17 protein-coding genes and 7 pseudogenes are annotated in these 20885 nt (G+C 35.8%); 3 read left to right on the top strand and 21 right to left on the bottom strand.

The window, feature by feature from the left end:
* Positions 1 to 3: 3 nt before the first annotated feature.
* The 5 genes and pseudogenes from MHH90_RS04725 to MHH90_RS04705 all read right to left on the bottom strand — a co-directional run bounded on the left by MHH90_RS04725 (position 4) and on the right by MHH90_RS04705 (position 4508).
* Complete coding sequence (locus MHH90_RS04725; protein ID WP_011681159.1) at positions 4 to 282, bottom strand: phasin family protein; 279 nt, start codon at positions 280 to 282, stop codon at positions 4 to 6.
* A gap of 318 nt (positions 283 to 600) precedes the next feature.
* Positions 601 to 1923 (bottom strand): annotated as a pseudogene (locus tag MHH90_RS04720) (glycoside hydrolase family 1 protein).
* A gap of 121 nt (positions 1924 to 2044) precedes the next feature.
* Positions 2045 to 3181, bottom strand: a complete 1137-nt coding sequence (locus tag MHH90_RS04715) for an AI-2E family transporter (RefSeq protein ID WP_011681160.1) — start codon at positions 3179 to 3181, stop codon at positions 2045 to 2047.
* Positions 3182 to 3259: 78 nt separating this feature from the next.
* Positions 3260 to 3832: pseudogene (locus tag MHH90_RS04710) on the bottom strand (histidine phosphatase family protein); the annotation flags it as partial.
* A 37-nt stretch (positions 3833 to 3869) separates the two neighbouring features.
* A complete protein-coding gene (locus MHH90_RS04705) occupies positions 3870 to 4508 on the bottom strand; it encodes an HAD hydrolase family protein (RefSeq protein WP_340725916.1) in 639 nt (212 codons plus the stop codon).
* Positions 4509 to 4514: 6 nt separating this feature from the next.
* Here MHH90_RS04705 and MHH90_RS04700 point away from each other — a divergent pair.
* The 3 genes and pseudogenes from MHH90_RS04700 to MHH90_RS04690 form a co-directional block, all read left to right on the top strand.
* Positions 4515 to 4655, top strand: a pseudogene (locus MHH90_RS04700) (IS6 family transposase); the annotation flags it as partial.
* 235 nt (positions 4656 to 4890) lie between these two features.
* The gene (locus MHH90_RS04695; RefSeq protein WP_084830648.1) at positions 4891 to 5466 is read left to right on the top strand and encodes a VanZ family protein; all 576 of its coding nucleotides are present in this window, start codon (positions 4891 to 4893) and stop codon (positions 5464 to 5466) included.
* A 162-nt stretch (positions 5467 to 5628) separates the two neighbouring features.
* Positions 5629 to 6878, top strand: a pseudogene (locus MHH90_RS04690) (ISL3 family transposase).
* A gap of 41 nt (positions 6879 to 6919) precedes the next feature.
* On the opposite strand, the gene MHH90_RS04685 reads toward MHH90_RS04690, so the two are convergent.
* The 16 genes and pseudogenes from MHH90_RS04685 to MHH90_RS04610 form a co-directional block, all read right to left on the bottom strand.
* Positions 6920 to 7972, bottom strand: a complete 1053-nt coding sequence (locus tag MHH90_RS04685; RefSeq protein WP_220018420.1) for a galactofuranosyltransferase — start codon at positions 7970 to 7972, stop codon at positions 6920 to 6922.
* 10 nt (positions 7973 to 7982) lie between these two features.
* The gene (locus MHH90_RS04680) at positions 7983 to 8960 is read right to left on the bottom strand and encodes a Stealth CR1 domain-containing protein (RefSeq protein ID WP_093528275.1); all 978 of its coding nucleotides are present in this window, start codon (positions 8958 to 8960) and stop codon (positions 7983 to 7985) included.
* Between the two features lie 12 nt (positions 8961 to 8972).
* Positions 8973 to 10073: a UDP-galactopyranose mutase gene (glf, locus tag MHH90_RS04675; protein ID WP_300979492.1), complete on the bottom strand. Its 1101-nt coding sequence runs from the start codon at positions 10071 to 10073 to the stop codon at positions 8973 to 8975.
* A gap of 10 nt (positions 10074 to 10083) precedes the next feature.
* On the bottom strand, positions 10084 to 11499 hold the full coding sequence (locus MHH90_RS04670; RefSeq protein WP_232992655.1) for a flippase: 1416 nt from the start codon (positions 11497 to 11499) through the stop codon (positions 10084 to 10086).
* Positions 11500 to 11538: 39 nt separating this feature from the next.
* Positions 11539 to 12003, bottom strand: a pseudogene (locus tag MHH90_RS04665) (CpsB/CapC family capsule biosynthesis tyrosine phosphatase); the annotation flags it as partial.
* Between the two features lie 116 nt (positions 12004 to 12119).
* Positions 12120 to 13082 (bottom strand): glycosyltransferase family 2 protein, encoded by a 963-nt coding sequence (locus MHH90_RS04660; protein ID WP_157795595.1) that lies wholly within the window; start codon positions 13080 to 13082, stop codon positions 12120 to 12122.
* 27 nt (positions 13083 to 13109) lie between these two features.
* Positions 13110 to 13982 (bottom strand): glycosyltransferase family A protein, encoded by an 873-nt coding sequence (locus MHH90_RS04655; RefSeq protein ID WP_340725804.1) that lies wholly within the window; start codon positions 13980 to 13982, stop codon positions 13110 to 13112.
* Positions 13982 to 15133 carry a hypothetical protein gene (locus MHH90_RS04650; protein ID WP_220018422.1) on the bottom strand — a complete coding sequence of 384 codons (1152 nt, stop codon included), beginning with the start codon at positions 15131 to 15133 and terminating at the stop codon, positions 13982 to 13984. Before MHH90_RS04650 ends, MHH90_RS04655 begins: the two co-directional genes overlap by 1 nt.
* Positions 15102 to 15839: a glycosyltransferase family 32 protein gene (locus tag MHH90_RS04645; RefSeq protein ID WP_115266070.1), complete on the bottom strand. Its 738-nt coding sequence runs from the start codon at positions 15837 to 15839 to the stop codon at positions 15102 to 15104. Before MHH90_RS04645 ends, MHH90_RS04650 begins: the two co-directional genes overlap by 32 nt.
* Positions 15840 to 16325, bottom strand: coding sequence for a glycosyltransferase (locus tag MHH90_RS04640; protein WP_340725803.1), 486 nt, complete (start codon positions 16323 to 16325; stop codon positions 15840 to 15842).
* Positions 16325 to 16774 (bottom strand): PssD/Cps14F family polysaccharide biosynthesis glycosyltransferase, encoded by a 450-nt coding sequence (gene pssD / locus MHH90_RS04635; RefSeq protein ID WP_220018424.1) that lies wholly within the window; start codon positions 16772 to 16774, stop codon positions 16325 to 16327. The genes MHH90_RS04640 and pssD overlap by 1 nt, the downstream gene beginning before the upstream one ends.
* Positions 16775 to 16782: 8 nt before the next feature.
* Positions 16783 to 17597: pseudogene (locus tag MHH90_RS04630) on the bottom strand (sugar transferase); the annotation flags it as partial.
* 221 nt (positions 17598 to 17818) lie between these two features.
* Positions 17819 to 17986 (bottom strand): annotated as a pseudogene (locus tag MHH90_RS04625) (DUF1972 domain-containing protein); the annotation flags it as partial.
* Between the two features lie 32 nt (positions 17987 to 18018).
* Positions 18019 to 19386 (bottom strand): sugar transferase, encoded by a 1368-nt coding sequence (locus MHH90_RS04620; RefSeq protein ID WP_300979491.1) that lies wholly within the window; start codon positions 19384 to 19386, stop codon positions 18019 to 18021.
* Between the two features lie 56 nt (positions 19387 to 19442).
* Positions 19443 to 20183, bottom strand: a complete 741-nt coding sequence (locus MHH90_RS04615; RefSeq protein WP_232992659.1) for a tyrosine-protein kinase — start codon at positions 20181 to 20183, stop codon at positions 19443 to 19445.
* A 9-nt stretch (positions 20184 to 20192) separates the two neighbouring features.
* The gene (locus MHH90_RS04610) at positions 20193 to 20885 is read right to left on the bottom strand and encodes a capsular polysaccharide biosynthesis protein (RefSeq protein ID WP_232992660.1); all 693 of its coding nucleotides are present in this window, start codon (positions 20883 to 20885) and stop codon (positions 20193 to 20195) included.

Below are 20885 nucleotides of genomic sequence, written 5' to 3'. Positions count from 1 at the left end.
ATTTTATTTATTCTGACTGAGCAAAGCATCAAGTTTTTCTTCAAGACGTCTCACATCATCTTTAGTCGCATACTCAACTGAAGTTTTCTTGGCGTCAAGTTTAGCTAAAAATTCTTGAGACTCTTCTTTACTTTGACGTTTTAGCTCTTGTTCTAATTCCTTACCTTCTTCGACAGTCAAACGGCCCTTTTCAACCAATTCTTGGACAAAACTATCAGCCTTATCTACTGTCATAGCAGTCAAACCAATACCAGCTAAAAGAACTTTTTTCAAATTATTCATGAACATTACCTCCATCTGAATAGGAAAAGCAAAGAAATAGTCTAGCTACTTCTTCAGAAAATATAAGAACGTTTTCACACTTTTATTCTACCACTTTTTCAAAAAAATGTGTAAGTTATAGTGAATTAATCCTCTTAAAAGTTATAGTATCACAATACTATAACTTTATTCAAATAGTTGGAATATTTATTAATAAATATTGTATTTAAATACTAAATATGAGTTGCGAGCATGTGCGGGATTCATCACAATTTTCTATTTACAAAGGGCGGCACCATTACTTTAGATAACAGACTTATACCAAGCAAATGAATTTTTCTAATAACGTGCCAAGCTACCACTACCATCATCATTTCGATCAACGTAGATGAAACCTTAACGTTTACTAAGTTCTGCAGTCGAGGCTGAAACCAAATCAATTGGTCCCCAAGTCGTGTAGCCCAAAAGTTCTACTCCATCTTGAAGAGCTTCACCAACTTGAATCAAGTGTTTTTGAAGGTAATCATACGATAATCATCCTCAACTGTCGGACCATCAGGACCATTTTCGACAATAAACAATGGCAATTGATAACTATCATAAAAGTCATCTAAAACCAAACGAAGTCCAATTGGATCAATAGCCCAGCCCCATTCAGATTTCTCAAGGTATGGATTTTCGACACCACCTAAGATGTTGCCTTTAACAACCTTATAGTCTTCTGGGTTGTGTGCTGTTGCTTCAGACATAGCATAAGAGAATGAAATAAAATTAACGGTATTCTTTAAGATTTCATCGTCGCCAGGGGAAAATTGTATTTCAATACCATTATCTTTGAAGTAATATTTAATATAGTTCGGATATTTTCCACGTGCATGAATATCAGAGAAGAGATAGTTTTGATTTTCAAACTCAGGAACTGCCAACTGATCCAATGGAGTAGCTGTCATCCCGTACGCAGGCATGGCAAGAACCATACAACCGATTTTAAACTCAGGCTTAATTTCATGGCCAATCTTAGTTATTGAAGCTGAACCGACCAACTCGTGGTGAACAGCTTGGTAGAGTTCTTGTTTAGATAGCCCTTCCATAGGAGTTGCAATACCACCTAACATAAACGGTGCATGTAGAACAGAGTTCACTTCATTAAAGGTCAACCAATATTTGACCTTATCTTTATAGCGTTTAAAGATTGTACGAACATAATTCTCATAAAATCCAATTATTTTACGATTAGTCCATCCGTTGTACTCACGTGCCAAGTTTAGGGGCATTTCATAGTGAGACAAGGTGACCAGAGGTTCGATATTATACTTAGCCAATTCGTTAAAAACCTTATTGTAGAAGACTACCCTGCTTCATTTGGCTCAGCATCATCACCGTTCGGGAAAATACGAGACCAAGCAATCGACATGCGAATTGAAGCCCAGCTCTGCAAATAGCGCAATATCCTCTTTATAGCGGTGATAGAAATCTATACCTTCAAGCTTTAGATTATCTGGTGTTGGTTCTTCAGTAGTCAAAGGCTTCAAAAGGGACACCACCTTTGGGAGTCACATCTTGCACAGACAAGCCTCTGCCATCTAAGTTATAAGCACCTTCGAACTGGTTGGCAGCTGTTGCTCCACCCCAAAGAAATTCTTTCGGAAATGTATAAGTCATCTTTTTCTACTTTCATTGTTCAAGTTACTCATAGTATGACACTTAGAAATCGATTACACTTATACTATATTATTGAAATCCGATACTATAACACGAAAAAACAGACCGAAGTCTGTTTGAATTAATCACTATTTTCTAAAGAAGCAACTGCTTTGGCTTTTTCTCGTGTAACCACATTATCCTTAACAATCTGATAAAGGGTTGCGGCTACTGGAACGGAAACCAGCATACCCAGGATTCCCCCTAAGGCAGACCCTATGGTAATAGCCAAGATAACCCAAACGACTGGAAGTCCGGTAGAACCACCAACTACATAAGGATAGATGAGATTCCCTTCAAACTGTTGCAAAATAACCACGTAGGCGACAAATAAAAGTGCCAAGGTCACGGAATGAGTCATAATCAAAATGGTACCAATAGTAACACCAATATAGGCACCCAAAACTGGTATCATTGCTGAAAAGCCAATCAGAATAGAAATGGTCGCAGCGTAAGGGAAATTAAAGATACGCATCCCAATATAACATAAGGTTCCCAAAATGCAGGCTTCAATCGACTGATAGACAAAGAAATTGCGGAAACGATTATTGAGAATTGCAACCACATAGTGGAAAGTCTTACCATAACGACCCAAATAAACATCGACTAAGCGATTAACCTGACTACCAAGTTTCTCCTTCCCAACCAAGACATAGCAAGAAAAGACAATACTGATAAAAAGATTAATCAAAGTTGATGGTAGGCTAGTCAAAGAAGTCAAGAAATTCGTCAAGCCATTCATAATTTGTTGAAGCAACTGTGCGCTGTAGCTATTGATTAGCTCTCTAACCTGTGTCACACCACCCAGGTCTTGAATGATCTTCTGCAAAGATTTATTCTTAAGCAACCAATTAATCAAATTATTAATAGCTGAGCGGTCTTGACTAATCAAGGTGTTGATACTATCAATCAAATCAGGAAGGACAGTGAATACTACCCAAGTAAAGATCAATCCGATAGTTGCAAAAGCCAAGAGCAGGGAAACGGGACGTTTAATTTTAGTGATAAAACCAAATGGTATAAACTTGATCAGTATTTTTTCGTAAAAAGACATTAGGATATTGACCACAAAGGCAATTCCCGCTCCAAATAAGAAGGGCTGACTGGCAACAAATATCTTGTTACAAATCGAAACAACTGTTTCCCAATAGGTATATATCAAGAAACAGCTGAAAAACAGCACAACCAACCAAATGAACTGATTCTTTGTAAACTTCATAGGCACTCCAAAATTTAAAATACACTTCCATTATACACTAAGAAAGGATTTATTACTATCTTTGATCATAGAAAGACACTAAAACTCCACGAACTCTTGATCCGTTAAAGGATCAATCAGTTTGACAAAGTGAAAGTTCGATCCATCGTAATCAAAGACTAAGATAGCGCAATTGCCTGGACAAGACTGAAAGGCACGCTCCGGATCTACAGCATGGAGAAAAGTCATCAAAGCTCCTGCGTGACTAACAGCCAAAATAGATTGTTCAGGATGCCTTTCAACGATTTCCTTAGCACTCGCAACCACTCGTTCTACAAACTGATCTTGACTTTCCCCACCAAACTGGGCATAGTGCTCCCCAAAATGCCCCGCAACAGATGTCTTGGAATGAAGATACTCCGGTTGACCCTCAAAAATACCGAAGTGCATTTCTTTAAGCCCCTTAACACGTTGATAATCAGTCTGTCCAGTGGCCAGTTCAATGGTATCAGAAGCCCTTTCAGTAGTCGTGCAGTAATACTGATCAAAAGTCATATCATGTTTTTCAAAATAAGCACGCACCTGCCGAGATTGGTCCTGACCTTTTTCAGTCAAAGGGGAATCACACCAACCTTGAATCCGATTGAGTGTATTAAATAATGTCTCACCATGTCACATTAATATAATTTCATTACTTTACCACCCTTTTTTAATATAAACCTAAATAATCTTCTAAAATAGTCAAGACACCTTGATCCTTATGATGCGGTGCTACTTGGTCTGACACTTGCAAAAGAGCAGGGCTGGCATTTTCCATCGCATAAGAATGACTAGTCTTACGCAGGAGCTCAATATCATTGTCACCATCACCAAAAGCCATAACATTTGCCTCATTCAAGTCCCAATGGTTAAGAAGATGCTTAAGCCCCCAAGCCTTGTGCATGCCTTTTTGAATGAAGTCAATAGCACCAAAACCGCTTGGAACAGCGACAAGATTACCATCAAAATCACGATTAAAGGCTTGCGAAACCTGATTAGCCTCTTCAGGACTCAGCAACATGGTGATCTTTATGAAATCATCATCTAAATCCTCCAACCTATTCAAACGGTGAATGGATGCTTCCATAGCGGCTTGCTCTTCTTCTATTATCATCTCTTTACCAAAATGTAGTTTCGTTCCTGATAGCATATAAGCAGATTTAGCACCATTAAATATAGTCGGTTTATCTAACAAATCATAATTAAAATATCTTAGTAATTTTTCAACATCATTTGATGCCATAAACTCCTGACACAGAAGCTTGCCATAGCTAACCACCTGACCACCATTTTCGGCTACAAAATGCAGGCGGTCAAAAGTCTCCGTACAGCCTCTTCCACGATTAAGGGCATGGAGACCCTTCGAGGAAGATATAAAAAGAACCGAAGAAATGGAACGCTCTTTGACTTTTCGGTGTCTACTGAAATCAAGGTATTAATGGGAATACCAGCCTAAGATATTTGAAGTTTAGAGAGGGCACGTTTGATTTTCAAACTTCGCAACAGAACCATGTCATCTGATATCCTCCTTGATATCTTGCCTGAGTCATACGTTCATGATTTTATTATACGCCTTTTTCCAAAATTTTCAAAAAATTTATTGAACTTTATTTTAAATTCATAAAAACATGAAAGTTTTAAAATATGTTAAAATAGGGTTAATCTCATCAAGAAAAAGGAGTTAAAAACAGTTGCGAAAATATATGATCTACCTCAGCAGTTTATTGGTCACATTTATCCTGAGTTATGCGACGATTACTTGGCTGATTATGCCCGTTCTCACTCGCTATCAAAGCCTGACTAGGTTGATTAACCACTTTGACTATACCGCATTAACTTTAATACTCTTATTAACGCTGATTATCTGGTTGTTTGGCATCCAGTATCACCTCAAACATTTTTCAGTTATTTATCTCTATCTTGCTTTCAGTGTGTATTTATTACTGTTATTCATGGTGCTTTTTACTAAAACAACGGATTTTCGGGCGATATCACTGAATCCTTTTGACTTTATAAAAGCGGATACCAGAACGATTCAAGAGGCAGTGCTAAATATTATCTACTTCATTCCTTTAGGTGGCCTTTACTGTATCAATACTAATTTCAAACAGTTTGTCATTATCAGTTTGGTCACACTTTTAGGAATTGAAACCATTCAATTTATCTTTTATTTGGGCACATTTGCCATTAGTGATATTATCTTGAATTTTTTGGGTTGTTTGATTGGGTATTATTGTTGTTGGGAGATTAAAAGGCGGTTGAGTTGAGCTAACCCAAAAGTAGCATAAAAATAGATAGGAGATATATTGGCTCTATAATTTCTGTAGTGGGTAAAACCACCATAGAGATTATAGAGCTTTTTGAATGCAGACAAAAAATCCCATAAGAACTATAATGAAAAGCAACCAAACCATCATTAGGAAGAACTTATGAGACCTATTAAGAATACCACAGAATTAATCGGAATTAAAGACCAAAATATCAAGATTTCACTTATTTTTGAAACTGACACTCATATCGAGATTCAAGCAAAACTTGATTACCCTGCACCATCATGTCCTCACTGCCAAGGAAAGATGATCAAGTACGACTTTCAAAAGCCTTCTAAAATCCCTCTTCTCGAGCAAGCGGGAACGCCAACTCTACTACGTCTGAAAAAACGTCGTTTCCAGTGTAAAAGTTGTAGAAGTGTCACGGTAGCTGAGACATCTATCGTTGAGAAAAACTGCTAAATCTCCAAACTAGTCCGACAAAAAGTTACACAACTCCTAACTGAGAAGGTGTCACTAACTGATATTGCAAGAAGACTTCGCGTGTCGACGTCCACTGTCTATCGTAAGCTTGATCAGTTTACTTTCAAGGAACATTATGACAAACTCCTTGCCGTTATGTCCTGGGATGAGTTTGGGTTCAAGAAAGGGGAATTGGCTTTTGTGGCGCAGAATTATAAGACAAACGAACTCATAATCATCCTTGATAATCGCCGCCAAACCACTATACGAAACTACTTTTTGAAGTATCCATTGAAAGTCCGACAACAGGTACAGTTTATCACGATGGATATGTCTGGAGCTTATATTCCACTGGCTCGCAAACTCTTTCCTAACACCAAAATCGTTCCTGATCGATTTCACATTATCCAGCACCTTGGACGTGCCTTTTTAAAGACAAGAATTTCCATTATGAACCAGTTTAATAAGAATTCACTACCTTATTGAGATTTAAAAAATCACTGGCGACTTTTTCAAAAGGACAGTCGTAAGCTATCTCTCAACTCCTTCTATTCAAAGACCTTCAGACAAACTTTAGTACCACATGAAATCATTGAGAAGACATTGGTATTTTCAGAAGAGATCGCTAATGCCTACAAACTTTATCAGCTTTTACTTTTTCACTTTCAGGAGAAGAGAGTAGATTAGTTCTTTGAGTTAATAGAGGAGAACATAAGCAAGGTCAACCACTACTTTCAAACGGTCTTTAGGACTTTTCTTAGACACAAGAAATCCATCAAGAATGTGCTAGAAACAGACTATTCAAACGCAAAACTCGAAGCGACTAACAAGTTGATTAAAGACATCAAACGGTTGGGCTTTGGTTTTAGAAACTTCATCAACTTTAGGAAGCGTGTCTTCATCACTCTGAACATACAAAAAGAGAAAACCTATCCGGTCCTCTCTAGATGTTAGCTTTTCGTCACCCACTACAGTTGACAAAGAGCCCTTATTTTAAATTGTTCAATGCAGTAAGTAGATAGTGACCATCACGAATACCTTTACCGACACGCTTGGTATTTTCAACCAAATCTTGGTAATCAGTATCTGAAAGATTGTCAATGGTAGCCTTCAAATCCTGAAGAGAATCTACTGCAATTCCACAGCCGTTCTCAAGCACAAAATGAGATAAGGCTGACTGTTTCCAAACGACAAGCGGGAACCCTGAGGCCAAGTAAAGTGACGCCTTGTGAGAGTTGTTATAGCGAAGGTACTCGCCGAAAACACCACTACATGTCTCAGCACTGTCGCCATCCCAGACAAGCCCAAAACCACCCTCAAGAGCTGCAGGAAGCTCATCAGGTAGGAAGGAACCAAAGTAGTTCTCATTCTCAAGAGCTCTGCTTTCGTCGAAGCCGACACCATAAAGGTTATAAGCAGGTTCTGCAGGAAGAGAGTAAAGATAACCAGCTTTTTCTTGTGCCAAGTTACCAGCTACAATAATTGGCTGATTCTTCGTGAAACCAGTCTTCTCTTGGAAATTTGGAATCAAATAGTCGAAAATTCCAAGGCTAACAATCTTATCTGCCGCAATCCCTTTATCTACCAATACAGATTTCATAATTGGATTGTGGGCAATGATACCATCAGCTGCACCAAGAAGACCCGATTCTTGAATTTGAATGTTAATCTTATCCTTCAAAGGGAGATTCTCAACATTGATATAACGAAGAGCTTCTAAATCGTGGATAATAAAATTAACTTTTACGCCTTTTGTCTGTGCTTTCTTTACATGATGTGTTGTGAAAAAACTATGATGAAGCATTGGGAACTGAATAAGTAACTCATCACCTTGCTTTAGTTGATTCAAGGCCTGACCAATAGCCTTAGATTTATGAAGCTGTTTTTTAAGTGTACCCATCTCGTACCAATTATCAACTGAAAGAACCAAGGATTGATAACCTTCTCTCTTTACAATTTCTTCAACATCATTACGAGCCTTATTACCGGCATTTTTAACATCGTTATCGTGTAAAAATTCTTCTTTTAAATAGTATTTCATCTCTTATTTCTCATTTTTCAAAAGCTGATTTTTCAGGATAGTATTCATTCAAGATTTCCTTTAAACGAATGATATTCTCCTCTTTAAAGTCAACATCATCATTCACACAAAGTAGTTTTTTACGTCTATCTTTAAAGATAGATTCCAGCTTATCCACCTGATTCAAACCGATTGTCTCTCCGAAACTTTTAGACATAGGGTAAAACTGGTTACTTTCAATTTGCCAATGCTGACAGATGTATTGATTAACATCTACTCCATAGTCTCTAATTGGATTTCGCGATGTTTTATCTAAAGTTTCACCTTCAATTTCCCATAAATGTGCCAAGGTACTCTTCTTCATCGGAACAGGTAAATGCTGGTTCACGTATCTCGTAGGACCCCAAGGCAAGAGTAACAAGTTTTTCAAAACCAAGGAACCATAACGGAAATTAAAGAATTTCCATGGCGAAGACTTCAAAGCCTTCTTATTAGGAAAATGGCGATAAATTAATTCAACATTATTGTGATAAGTATTCGTAAATGGTGGCCAAGGAACTAAGGCATCATAAACAGCTAAAAGCTTAGGCTGACCATTTTTATAAAAATCTGAAGGTTGACTGTCTCTAATCAAGTACGTATCATCATTGAAATACAAGTAGTTCTCCGACAACCCTTCAATATGATGAAGATTAAGCTCAATAGCTGCTGAATTATAGGTCGGTAGGTATTCTTTGGGCATAAATTCCCTATGAGTTACCAATTTGAGTTTTGGATGTTCCAAATTCAACCAGTCTGGCTTTTGCCCATTGGTAATCAAATAGACATTATTTACCCAAGGAGCATTCTTTTCAATCATTCGGAACCAGTAATTAAAAACATCATAATCACGATAACGTTGCTCACCATCAATTTCTTGGTTCAAATCAGAAACATTCTCAGTAACTGCTTGTTTCTCACGGATAAACTCTGGGGCACTTCCATCTACCCAAAGAACAACGATATCAATTTTTTTCTTGTGTCATATAGTAAATTCTTTCTCAACGACTTCTAGAGCACGCTCAATGACCACGTGCATGTCGTAGTATTTATAATCTGCAAGACGTCCACAAAAGATAACCTTGTCATTTTTCTCAGCTTCTTCTTGGTACTTAGCAAACATGGCATTGTTCTTTTCATCATTGATTGGGTAGTATGGTTCATCTCCACGTTTCCAATCAGCTGGGTATTCACGTGTGATAACTGTCTTAGGTTGTGTACCATACTCGAAGTGCTTGTGCTCAATGATACGAGTATAAGGAATCTCACGCTCTGTGTAATTGACCACGGCATTTCCTTGATGATTTTCTTCATCCAAGACTTCGTGTTCAAAACGAAGACTGCGATACTCCAACTCACCATGTTTATAATCAAAGTACTGGTCAATCATTCCTGTAAAGACAACTTTTTCAGCTGAAGCTTCAAGCTCTTCACGATTGGCAAAGAAGTCAACTCCAAGTTCTACTTCAACATCTCCAAGCATATTTTCAATGATGACATTGTAACCACCGATCGGAATTCCTTGGTAACGGTCATTAAAGTAGTTGTTATCAAAAGTCAGACGAACCGGAAGACGCTTGATGATGAAAGGAGGCAGGTCTGTGGCAGAACGTCCCCATTGTTTTTCAGTGTATCCCTTGATCAACTTTTCGTAGATATCTGGTCCAATCAACTTGATAGCTTGTTCTTCCAAGTTTTTAGGCTCAATATCTTTCATATCAGCCGTTTGCTCAGCAATCTTGTCCTTAACTTCTTGAGGAGTCTTAGTGCCCCACATAGCATAAAATGTATTCATGTTAAATGGAAGGTTATAAAGACTGCCCTTGTAGTTAGCAATTGGTGAGTTGATATAGTTATTAAATTCAGCAAATTGGTTGACATAATCCCAAACTTTTTTATTTGAGGTATGGAAAATGTGAGCACCATACTTGTGAACGTTAATACCTTCAACATCTTCACAGTAGATATTGCCGCCAATATGATCACGCTTGTCAATCACTTTTACTTTTTTGCCACGTTTTGTAGCTTCATGTGCGAAGATTGCTCCGGACAAACCAGCACCAACGATAAGATAATCGTACATATTTTTCTCCTTAGTTTTTCATTAACTGTTGCTTCAAGTCTTTCATATCAACGACACGTAAGATAATAATCGAGGCAGTATAAATGATAGCACCGACAAGACCATCTACTGCTACATTAAGCATTGGTTTAAATTGAACAAACATCTTAAAGACAAAGAGTCCAAGATACATGATAACTGATGCTAGGATAATTTTTGACATGGCTGGAAGGATTGACACATCTTTGATGAATCTCCTTGAAAAATTCACTTGGATAACCCATACCAAAGCCTCTGTTAAAACTGATACAATTGAGGCCCCAACAAAGCCAAATGGAGGAATTAACAAGAGATTAAGTCCAACACTGACAACAGCCGGAATAGTCGTAGAGAGCATAAACTCACGATGTTTATTGTGTGGAATCAAAATCTGGATTCCCATAATATTTGTCCAACCGATAAAGAACATCCTAAAGACCATAATAGCAATGGCAAGATAAGCCTCTTGGAAATCTTTCCCTAGGAAGAAACTCACAAAATCCTTATTAACAATCAAGAGACCTGCTATTATCGGGAAAATCACAAGATTATAAATCAAGAAAGACAACTCATGCATCTTGTTAACGGCCTTATAGTCTCCACTAGACAAAAGACCAGATACCCTTGGAAGCATTACACTTCCCAATGAAGTCACCAACGTCAACAAAATATTAATTATTTTCAAAGCCTGATCATAAATCCCTACATCATTTGTCGATGACAAGGCACCCAACATTGTACGATCCAAAGTCACGTATAGTGAAATGGCAACCTGAGGGAGAAACAGCAGAATAACAGGTTTAAGATGTTTCTTAGCATAGGATAAATCAAATTGTGGTTCTCCAATGTAAGGTCTCGCTGGTAACCACATACTTAATTGCCCAAGCAATTCAAAGAAGGTCAATAGGAAAACATAGAGATACAAATCACCAGGTGTTTTCACAAATAGGAAGATAGAAATAACTCCTAAAACCTTTACCGTTGTATTCCTTGCGGTAATACGACGAAAATCCTCCAAACCTTGGAATAACCAAGAAATATCCATTCCTTTCGATATCAAGCTTAATCCTAAGATATAAGCCACCATATTTTGCATACCAGTAAAGAACAAACATAATGATGTATACAAGACAAGAGACAAAATAGTCGCAATCAATTGGAGGGTATAAATACCCCAGAAATTTTTACGAATATCCTTTCGATGTCCTGAAATCTCTTTAGTACCATAGTTAGCAACACCTAAAGTCGCCAAAAGAATAAAGTAGGTCACAATCGAATTAAAGTAACCATAAGTACCTAAATCCTTAGAACTAAAAATCCTAGTAACATAAGGTGTCGTAATGATTGGTAAAACAATGACCAGTAATTGATAGGAAAGATTGTAGGCGTAATTTTTTAAAACTTTCATTCTACTCTCCCATTTTTACTTGCAATTCCTAGTGTCGTAATTGATGATTTCTCGAACACGGTCAGCATTTTCTTCGAGGGCATCATAGCGCTCAATATGAGCAACAATACGTGTTACCCCCGCTCTCAAAACATTACTAAGCCCACTATGAATTTCTTTCCAAGATGTGCGAGCACTAAACTCAATCAAAGCAAATTGAGTGTTGTGCATGCGCGGAATGAGATTCTTTTCAAGTTTCTCCACAATGTCTGAGGTGTAATAAAGTTCACCACCATAATAAATAGTTAAGTCTGGATAAAGTGCTTCTGCTTCTGCTTTTACTTTTTTAAAGTTGGCAAAAATTTTATCCTCTGGAGTCTCAAACATTCCCTTACGACGATGGGATGTTGAAACAATCTTACGTACCCCCTGGGCGTAACTCTCACCAATGAGGTCTAAACTTTCTTCTAAAGTTTTAGAACCATCATCAACATCAAAAACAATATGTGAGTGAACGTCAATCACTTATTTTTCCTCCATCAATTTTTTGATAGCTTGAGAGGCACTTTCCACACTCGAATTATCTAGTTTCATCATGTAAAGACTACTATTAAAATCCATGAAAACTCCTTCCGGGATGCCTATTTATTTTTTAAGATTGTAACTAATCTAGGACTAACTTTTAATAATATAAGCCTAATAAATTTTTTTAAAGTTAGATATTGAACTTTATGGAACAATTTAAACTTTCTAACTTCTCTCAATATGATATTATAATATTCTTCAAACTCAATTCTAAGTTCACTATTTAATGAAATCCACTCAAGAACCTCACCCTTTAATGATATTTCATTAATTTCACTTAACATTTTCAATTTTTTGTTGCTGTTGCAATCTCTAGTAATATATTCCGCAACTCTAATGGAACTATCAATTCTTGATGAAGTCAGTCTTTTATTTGTTAAAGATCCTTCTCTGATAATATAAAAATAATCTGCAACCGTACCATCCATAGATGCAAAGTTTATGTTCTTAAGAGTTTGATAAATAAACAAAACATCCTCTGCTGATTCTAAACTTTCATCAAATTGGAGTCCTTTTATTGTTTCATATTTAAATATTTTTGAAAAAAGATAACAATTTATTCCCTCACCTAAAAAAAATTTTCTTAAGGCTTCGTCTGATGTTATTTGATTAAAAGATAAATCGGATATCTTTACCACTTCTTCATTCAAAATATTATAACGACTTACAGAAGCTAACTCTGACTTAGTACTTATAGTAAGTTGATATAAATGTTCACAATATTTTGGAGATACAAAGTCATCTGAATCTACAAACACAACGTACTCTCCTTGAACATGTAGAAGACCTAGATTTCGAGCGCTAGAAACGCCGCCATTCTCTTTAGAAAAAAGCTTAATTCGAGAATCAACTGCAGCATACTTCTTACATATCGATAATGATTTGTCTGTAGATCCATCATCAATTAGAAGTATTTCTATATTTAAATATGTTTGGTTAACTAAAGAGTCCAAACACTTAGCAATGTATTTTTCAACATTGTATACAGGAACAATAATACTGATTAACTCATTATCCACAATATCTCCTCACTATGATACTTATTCCTATTTATACCTTTTTAAATAAAATAAATATGCCAATGGTTTTAGCATACGTTCCCCAATAGATAGCTCTTGGGGAATATTTTCATTCTTTGATGTTGCTAGCGATAATGCTTGTTCATTCAAGGACACTTTAAACAATTCAACAATTCGGTTAAAACCTGATAAATTTTGCAGGATATATTTTTTTCTCTCTTTAAACAATAAATAAGTGCTCTTGGGGTTCTTCTTCCACAGATGAAAAAGATTATTAGTTAGACCATGTTCTAGATATTCAAAAAAATATATTCTTCTATTAAGAGGAAGAAATTTTCCAAACTCCGATAGCATAATATAAAAAATTTCTTCAGACAAAAACTTCTCCCCCTCAAATGAAGGAAGTCTCAATTGACCAATGAATAAATTTTTAATAACAATTGCAGTCTCGATTGAAAGCCCGTATTTCAACTTTATATCAGGAATTGAAACATATTTAACGTTATCAGAAAGCCACTGAGGACTAGAATTCCTACCGTATCTTGGATAAACAATCCCTATTTCTTTATTTGAAGTCTTTTCTAAGTCTTGTAAGATTTGCTCGACAGCATCCATCGCAAGCCAATCATCACTATCAACTACTATATGACAATCAATTTTAGACATATAATCCAATGCCAAATTATAAGCGGTATGTTTACCCCCATTATCTTTTTTGAGATAATCAATTGCAACACAGCTATCTTCTTGAAATTTAGCAATCAAAAGTGGCGTTTCGTCTGTTGAGCCGTCATCTACTACCAACCATTTGAAATCCAAACATGTTTGCGATTTCAAAGTTTTATACAAAATACATAGTTCTTTAGCTCTATTATATGTTGGAGTGACAATATATAGCATTATTCCGTATTCCTCTCTAAAGTTAATTGATTATAGAAGAAAGAGCCACAAACAAAAAACAGAAAATCAAAATAAATATATCTTATATAATCTTCCATGAATGCATAAACTGCTATTGAAATAAATAAAAATAACAAGTTGTACCTTTTATTTATTAGCAATTCTCTAGAAACAATATAATAATACCAAAGTAACAAAGACATAAATATCACACCTGACAACGCAAATGTTGCCATATAGCTATTATCATGTATCATTTCATATACATAACCTTCACTGGTAACATATTTATACTTCATTATATTATCACCCAGAAGTGAAGGCACGTGTTCCAGTATTGCGCTATTATAAAACAGCCTCCCAGATAGCATGGTATTCAATACATCATAAACTTTTGTCCCTTTTAAAATTGATGATAATGCTACAGTAAATAAAAATATTATTGTTGGCAAATAAGGAACCGTGTTCAAAAAATATACTCCTATTTTTCTGGTAGATTTCATCACAAAAAGGCATATTAACACAAGTAAGACACTATATCGCCCAGTTCTTGATTGAGAAAAAAAATAAATAAACTCATTAGAAAGTAACATACCAATAATATGTATTCCTTTGATACGATCATAGTACTTACAAATAATTAAAAAGAGAATAAAAGAAAAACTCGCATGAAATGTATTTGGTGAACCAAATCCAAAACTATACCTAGAAACTACCTCAGATGTCCTATTGAATAAAATTACTGAAGCACTCCTAAAATGTAATATGTAGGAAAGAAGAACATATAAAAAAGAAGAAATCTTAGCAATCAATACAGTAGATAATACTCTATCTACATTAATATCTTTCATACCAAAAAAGAATAACAAGGCTACTAACAATGAGAAATCCTTAGAAATCAAAGCATTTAATATTGAAAGGCTTCCCAACACTAATAAAAAGAATAGTTGAGTAAGGGTATATTTTTGATTCAATAATTTTAAAAAAATGAATAAAACAAATAAAATCAAAAAAATATTATAGATTTGATCTGCAAAAGAAGAAAAAATAGATTTTAGATAGATAACAATGAAAACAAAACAACAATATATATCTTCATAATTGAATACCATGGAAGATTTATTTTTTGAAATATTGTTTAAGCTTCTCATAAGTCCCTTCTCCTAAAACCATATCAATAAAAATACGTATCTTAATTTTTATAGGTAAAAAAATTTTCTTCATTTTTGCGTTAATTCCAGTACCATACCAGGTAGCATCATAATGGTGAATTGAATATGTGTTATCAGTAATTAAAGTTTTCCTTGTCTCCATATTATAAGGACAAAAATATTCTGTTGGATAGATTGTTAATCCAGCTACATCCTGAATAATATTTTTACTTGTTAGTCCGTATTTTTTTAACAACGACGTCGTAATTTCTACACAGGTCACGATATGCTGGGCATCAAATTTAAGATTTTCATAAATTTCCATATTTTTTTTGATAAACTTATGATGTTTTTCAGCACCAAAGCCCAATCCCGTAGCAACTTGTCCAGCAAACTCCATGCCCATAAAAGAATTATTACTTAATAAAGTATCTAATGACCGTATCAATTCCACGTCTGTATCAAGGTATATCCCACCTTCGTTATAAATAATGTCTAGGCGAGCATAATCAGACACAAAGGCATATTTTTTCGCATCGTAAGCCTCAGCGATAAATGGAATTTTATGAATGTTATAATTTGATTCGTTCCACTCTATTATTTCATAATCAGGGCAAAATTTCCTCCATGAGTTTATACATCTTTGAACAGTTTCGGGTAACGGATTTCCACCAAACCAACAATAATGAATCTTTTTAGGAATCATTCATCTAACCAAACTTTCTATTTCTTGTTTTAATTGACTATTAAATCTTAGGTTGTTCGAATTGAAACTTTCATCTACAATTAAATCTAAATTAAAATAATTTTGCAATTCATTAATTTCTTCTACGACAACGATACTTCCAAATCGTTCAGAAACCTGTTCAGCAAACTCAAGCTGATGATTATTTACATGCTCTCCAAACTTTTCCTGTCTTGGAACAACAATCGGTTTTTTTCCTTTAGCAATTGCTCCCATGAATGTCGCTGGACCACCATGCGTGATAATAATATCTGCACGATTCATGTAATCTTCCATTTCAGAATAAGAAATAATATTTTTCCAGTCACAGTATTGAGGCTCATAAGTTGAAAAACCTGTCTGAATAAAAACCTCATCTGTAATAATACCTTCTTTTTTTAAACGATCAACTTCCTTAATAAGCCTATTAAAGGGCTGTTCGTGGGTTCCCACTGTAACAAAAATCATTAAAAAATACTCCCCAGATTAATAGCTTTGGGATAGACAGTTTTCATCTCCTCCCACTGAACAATAAATTTATCTGTCACTGGATAAACCAATTTCCCAGTTACTGTCGGTTTATCTATTCTATCAAATACTTCTATATAAACCGTTTTCGCTCCAAATAGTTTACCTAGGTAAAAAAATGGAACTGCTACCGCTGCTCCTGATGAAATAATAACGTCAGGTCTTTCTTTTTTTAAAATTTTAAGTGCTAAAAAAGTATTCTTTACTAAATTTTTAAAATTTCTGTTAGTAGGAAAATAGCACGGATAAAACTGCTCATCTTTTAAAATACTTCTTGCATCTTCTTTATCAAAGGTAACCCAAAAGCGGTCCTGTTCACTCCAAAAAGGTTTAAGCATATTCAAGTGTGCCAAATGCCCACCAGAAGAACCTACTAAACAAACTTTCATAATATAATCTACTTACTTCCCTCTTTTTTTAAAACCACGACGATAGTCTTCAACAATATCTTGATATCCGACCAAATCGACCAGTTATCGATATATTCAATATCGAGTTTTAACCTCATCAAAGTTGGTAATATTGCTACGCCCACTTACCTGCCACAGTCCTGTAATTCCTGGTTTGAAGCTGAGGCGACGTTTTTGACTTGGTGTATACTTTTCAAATTCATCCACTGTCGGTGGACGAATACCTACCAAGCTCATATCACCAACTAGTACATTATAAAACTGTGGCAATTCATCCAGACTTGTTTTTCGGATAAACTGACCAATTGGTGTAATCCGTGGGTCATTATCCATTTTAAACATACCACCCTGCATCTGGTTTTGAGCCATAAGTTCTTTTTTCCGTTTTTCTGCATCTATATACATAGAACGGAATTTATAAAAATTAAAGATACGACCGTTTTTCCCTACTCGTTTCTGAACGAAAATAGCAGGTTCCTCCATCTTTCCGAATGATAGGAGCTAAGACAATCCCGACCAGACCACAAATTAGAAGACCAATCACAGCCCCAAAGATATCCAACATGCGCTTTAGAAAGATATGGCTATGTTTGTAGTAATTGGAGTTAAAAGTCACGATACTATGGTCTCCAACTTCTTTGATTTTTTTATTTTTTAAAGCCCTGAAATCAAATAAGTTAATATCTACACTCACATCAATACCCATGACTTCAAAATCGGAAACAAGATGTTTGAGATCGTAATGTTCACTCGGTAAGTTGATAAACACATGGTCGACAACTTCATGAGTCGCAAAGTCAATCGCATCATCAAAAGGAATTATTGGGACTCCCTCTGGAAACGCCACTTCACCATCTCCGATGACTACTATACCTGCCAAATATTTGATAGGAAGTTGATCTGACTCAAAGAGCCCCTCCATTAATCGCAATCTCTCAGTGGTGGTAATGACTAATGTATTCTTCTGTTGTTCAGCAGTCATAAGGAATAGATATTTGTATCTACGCACAGTGCAGTTGATAAAGTATCTGCTCTAATTCCTGATTTTGCAGAGTTTTCACGCATACAAGCTACATAATATTGGATATCTTTGTCTTATTGGAACTCTGTCAACTTCTCAACAAAGGTCTCAAATCCACCATATTTTGCAGGAATCCCTTTTGAACCAACGATATAAACTGTTTTTGTCATTTAATCACCATTAAAAGAAATGGAGAAAGCCATCACTTTGCTCCATCCTTCATTACTACTACTTTAATTGTTTTCAATAAGATTTTAATATCGCGCCAGATTGTCCATCCGTCCAAATAAGCAACGTCTAGTTTTACAACTTCATCAAAATCAGTAATTTCACTTCGACCGCTTACTTGCCAAAGACCAGTAATACCTGGTTTAAAGCTGAGGCGACGTTTTTGTTCCGGTGTATAAGATTCGTACTCATCCAATGTTGGTGGACGTGTTCCTACCAAGCTCATATCACCTTTTAGAACATTCCAAAATTGTGGAAGTTCATCAAGACTCGTTTTACGAATGAAATGTCCAATTTTGGTAATACGTGGATCATTGTCCATCTTAAACATACCACCAGACATTTGATTCTGTGCCATCAAATTCTTCTTGATTTCTTCCGCATCAACACACATAGAACGGAATTTATAAAACTTGAAGATACGTCCATTTTCTCCCACACGGTCTTGAGCAAAAACGGCTGGCCCACCATCCTTACGAATAAGTGGATAAAGGAAGATTCCAACAATCCCACAGAGCACCAAACCAACTAGGGCTCCACAGATATCGAGGAAACGTTTCGCCAAGATATCTCCATAGCTATAAAAATGCGTTGAAAACGTAACAACTTTGAAAGGACCCAATTGTTGGATACGTTTTTCACCCTTACTCATAAATTCAAGGGCATTCAAATTAATGGATACTGGAATCCCCATAACTTCAAAAGGTGATGCGTAATCCCAAATCTTGTACTGCTCACTTGGCAGATTAATCAAAACTTGGTCTACTACTGAGTGTGTCGCATATTCAATCAAATTTTCAGGTTTAACACTCTTGATAAATGGATCAGTGAAATAAGGATTATCCAAGACACAAACTGCTGTAATCCTACCATCCATATTGTCTTTCATACGAGATAAGACATTTTCAAGACGCGCTTGATCAGAAATCAAAAGAATATTCTTGTTACTTTTACGACGTGTATAGATAGAAGAGCGGAAATACTTAAGAACAGTATTTGTAACGTATAAGAGAACACCTGAAATCAGAGTAACATAAAGAAGTCCGCGACGTGAGATAGAAAAACTTCCATCTGCAAAAAACGAGAGGAAAGTTGCAATTAGAGCAAATATGAAACAATATTTGATTGTAGCAATGAGTTCATCCAAGTAGCCCCGATATTTTAGATTTTCATAATAACTACTAATATAGTAGGAAACTACATGAACGACACCTAAAAAGACGATGCTTCCTTGGGTAATTTCTGTATATGGTATTTTACTAGCTACCATGGCTGCGAAAACAACCACAACCAACTGTATAATACCAATTTCAATGCGACGAATTTCTTGTTTTTCTTTCACTCTAAACCCCTTTTTAATCTATTAAGGTATAAGGAGCCGCATCATCCCCATTAATGCTATCCTTTTCTACGACGATGTGCTCTTGAATGACCTTCTTTTTGGTCTGTTTTTTTCCCGTACTCACCATATGATCCGTAAGAACCATATGATCCATATTTATCAACTGTCATGTCAACTTTATTAAGGACGACACCTAAGAACTGAGAACCACTTTGTTTCAATTGTTCGACCGCCTTAGTTACGAAACGACGTTTAATTTTTCCAGCTGCTGTAACCAAAAGACTAGCATCAGCCTGATGGGCAATAATACCAGCATCAATGACCAGACCAATTGGTGGTGTATCAATGATAACATAATCATAACGACTACGAGCAACTTCCATCAAATGTCTAAAATTGTCATTTTGCAAAAGACTTGTTGGATTAGGTGGTACAGGACCAGATGAAATAACATCTAAACCAGAAATATCAGTTTGGCAAATCGTTTCATTTAGATCGGCATTTCCTGAAAGGAAATTTGAAAGACCTTTATAAGGCTCATTTGATTTAAATGTACCTGACAAAACAGAGTTACGCGTATCCGCATCAATGAGAAGTGTTCGGAGCCCAACACTAGCAAATGAAATCGCCAAGTTAACAGATGTCGTTGATTTTCCTTCACCAGCTTCAACAGAGCTAATCGCAATCACTTTAATCTGAGCACCAGAAAATTGAATATTTGTGCGAATAGCGTTATAATACTCTTCCGTCTTTTTAGCAAAGTCTACTTTTGATTTAACTAACTTTAATAAAGGCATTTCTTCTCCTTAAATTTTATCTGTATCAGGGACAATTCCAAGAAGTGTCATTCCAAGGGCATCTTCCACATCTTCTGGACGGCGAACACGATCATCTAGGATTTCACGTACCAATACACCAACCACTGCAAGGAATCCTCCAAGCACTGCCCCAAGAAGCACATTAAGTTTGATATTTGGTGAAGATGGTGACTCTGGCAATTTAGCTTCTTCGAGCATTGTGACATCTTCAACTTTTGTCACCTTCTTGATTTTTTTTGAAGCAACTTCACGAACCTTATTAGCAAGTGTTTGCGCATCTTGACCAGTTTTAGCATTAACAGAAATTGAAATAAGACGAGTATCAGTAGGAATATTAACTGAAACCATTTTAGACAGTTCTGCCTCACTCAAATTCAATTTTTCATCTTTAATAACTTCTGATAATACATCATTTGATGTAATAATCTCTTTATAGTCATTTACCAAATAGGTACCAGCTTGCAAATCTTGAGCAGAAAGATTATTATTATCTGTTGCCTGATTAACAACATAGATACGCGTTGTTGATGTATATGTTGGTTGGATAAAGAAATAAGTAACTAAGAAACTGAAAGCAGCAACATAAAAGGCTGTGAAAAGAATCAAAAGCTTCTTCGTCCAAAGTTTATGTAGCAATGCTAGTACGTCGATTTCAACACTTTTAGTGTTATCTTGATTCAT

It is taken from the genome of Streptococcus sp. FSL E2-3488 (assembly GCF_038003585.1).
Taxonomy (GTDB): Bacteria; Bacillota; Bacilli; order Lactobacillales; family Streptococcaceae; genus Streptococcus; species Streptococcus thermophilus.
Note: the sequence above shows the minus strand (reverse complement) of the source record. Positions and strands in the feature narration are given on the sequence as shown.

What these genes read in the sequence shown, in the direction of transcription:
- glf (WP_300979492.1), bottom strand. Translation starts at nt 10,073, where the DNA reads ATGTACGATTATCTTATCGTTGGTGCTGGTTTGTCCGGAGCAATCTTC.
- MHH90_RS04715 (WP_011681160.1), bottom strand. Translation starts at nt 3,181, where the DNA reads ATGAAGTTTACAAAGAATCAGTTCATTTGGTTGGTTGTGCTGTTTTTC.
- MHH90_RS04655 (WP_340725804.1), bottom strand. Translation starts at nt 13,982, where the DNA reads ATGCTATATATTGTCACTCCAACATATAATAGAGCTAAAGAACTATGT.
- MHH90_RS04645 (WP_115266070.1), bottom strand. Translation starts at nt 15,839, where the DNA reads ATGATTCCTAAAAAGATTCATTATTGTTGGTTTGGTGGAAATCCGTTA.
- pssD (WP_220018424.1), bottom strand. Translation starts at nt 16,774, where the DNA reads ATGAAAGTTTGTTTAGTAGGTTCTTCTGGTGGGCATTTGGCACACTTG.
- MHH90_RS04650 (WP_220018422.1), bottom strand. Translation starts at nt 15,133, where the DNA reads ATGAGAAGCTTAAACAATATTTCAAAAAATAAATCTTCCATGGTATTC.
- MHH90_RS04640 (WP_340725803.1), bottom strand. Translation starts at nt 16,325, where the DNA reads ATGATTTTTGTTACAGTGGGAACCCACGAACAGCCCTTTAATAGGCTT.
- MHH90_RS04615 (WP_232992659.1), bottom strand. Translation starts at nt 20,183, where the DNA reads ATGCCTTTATTAAAGTTAGTTAAATCAAAAGTAGACTTTGCTAAAAAG.
- MHH90_RS04685 (WP_220018420.1), bottom strand. Translation starts at nt 7,972, where the DNA reads ATGAAATACTATTTAAAAGAAGAATTTTTACACGATAACGATGTTAAA.
- MHH90_RS04610 (WP_232992660.1), bottom strand. Translation starts at nt 20,885, where the DNA reads ATGAATCAAGATAACACTAAAAGTGTTGAAATCGACGTACTAGCATTG.
- MHH90_RS04725 (WP_011681159.1), bottom strand. Translation starts at nt 282, where the DNA reads ATGAATAATTTGAAAAAAGTTCTTTTAGCTGGTATTGGTTTGACTGCT.
- MHH90_RS04670 (WP_232992655.1), bottom strand. Translation starts at nt 11,499, where the DNA reads ATGAAAGTTTTAAAAAATTACGCCTACAATCTTTCCTATCAATTACTG.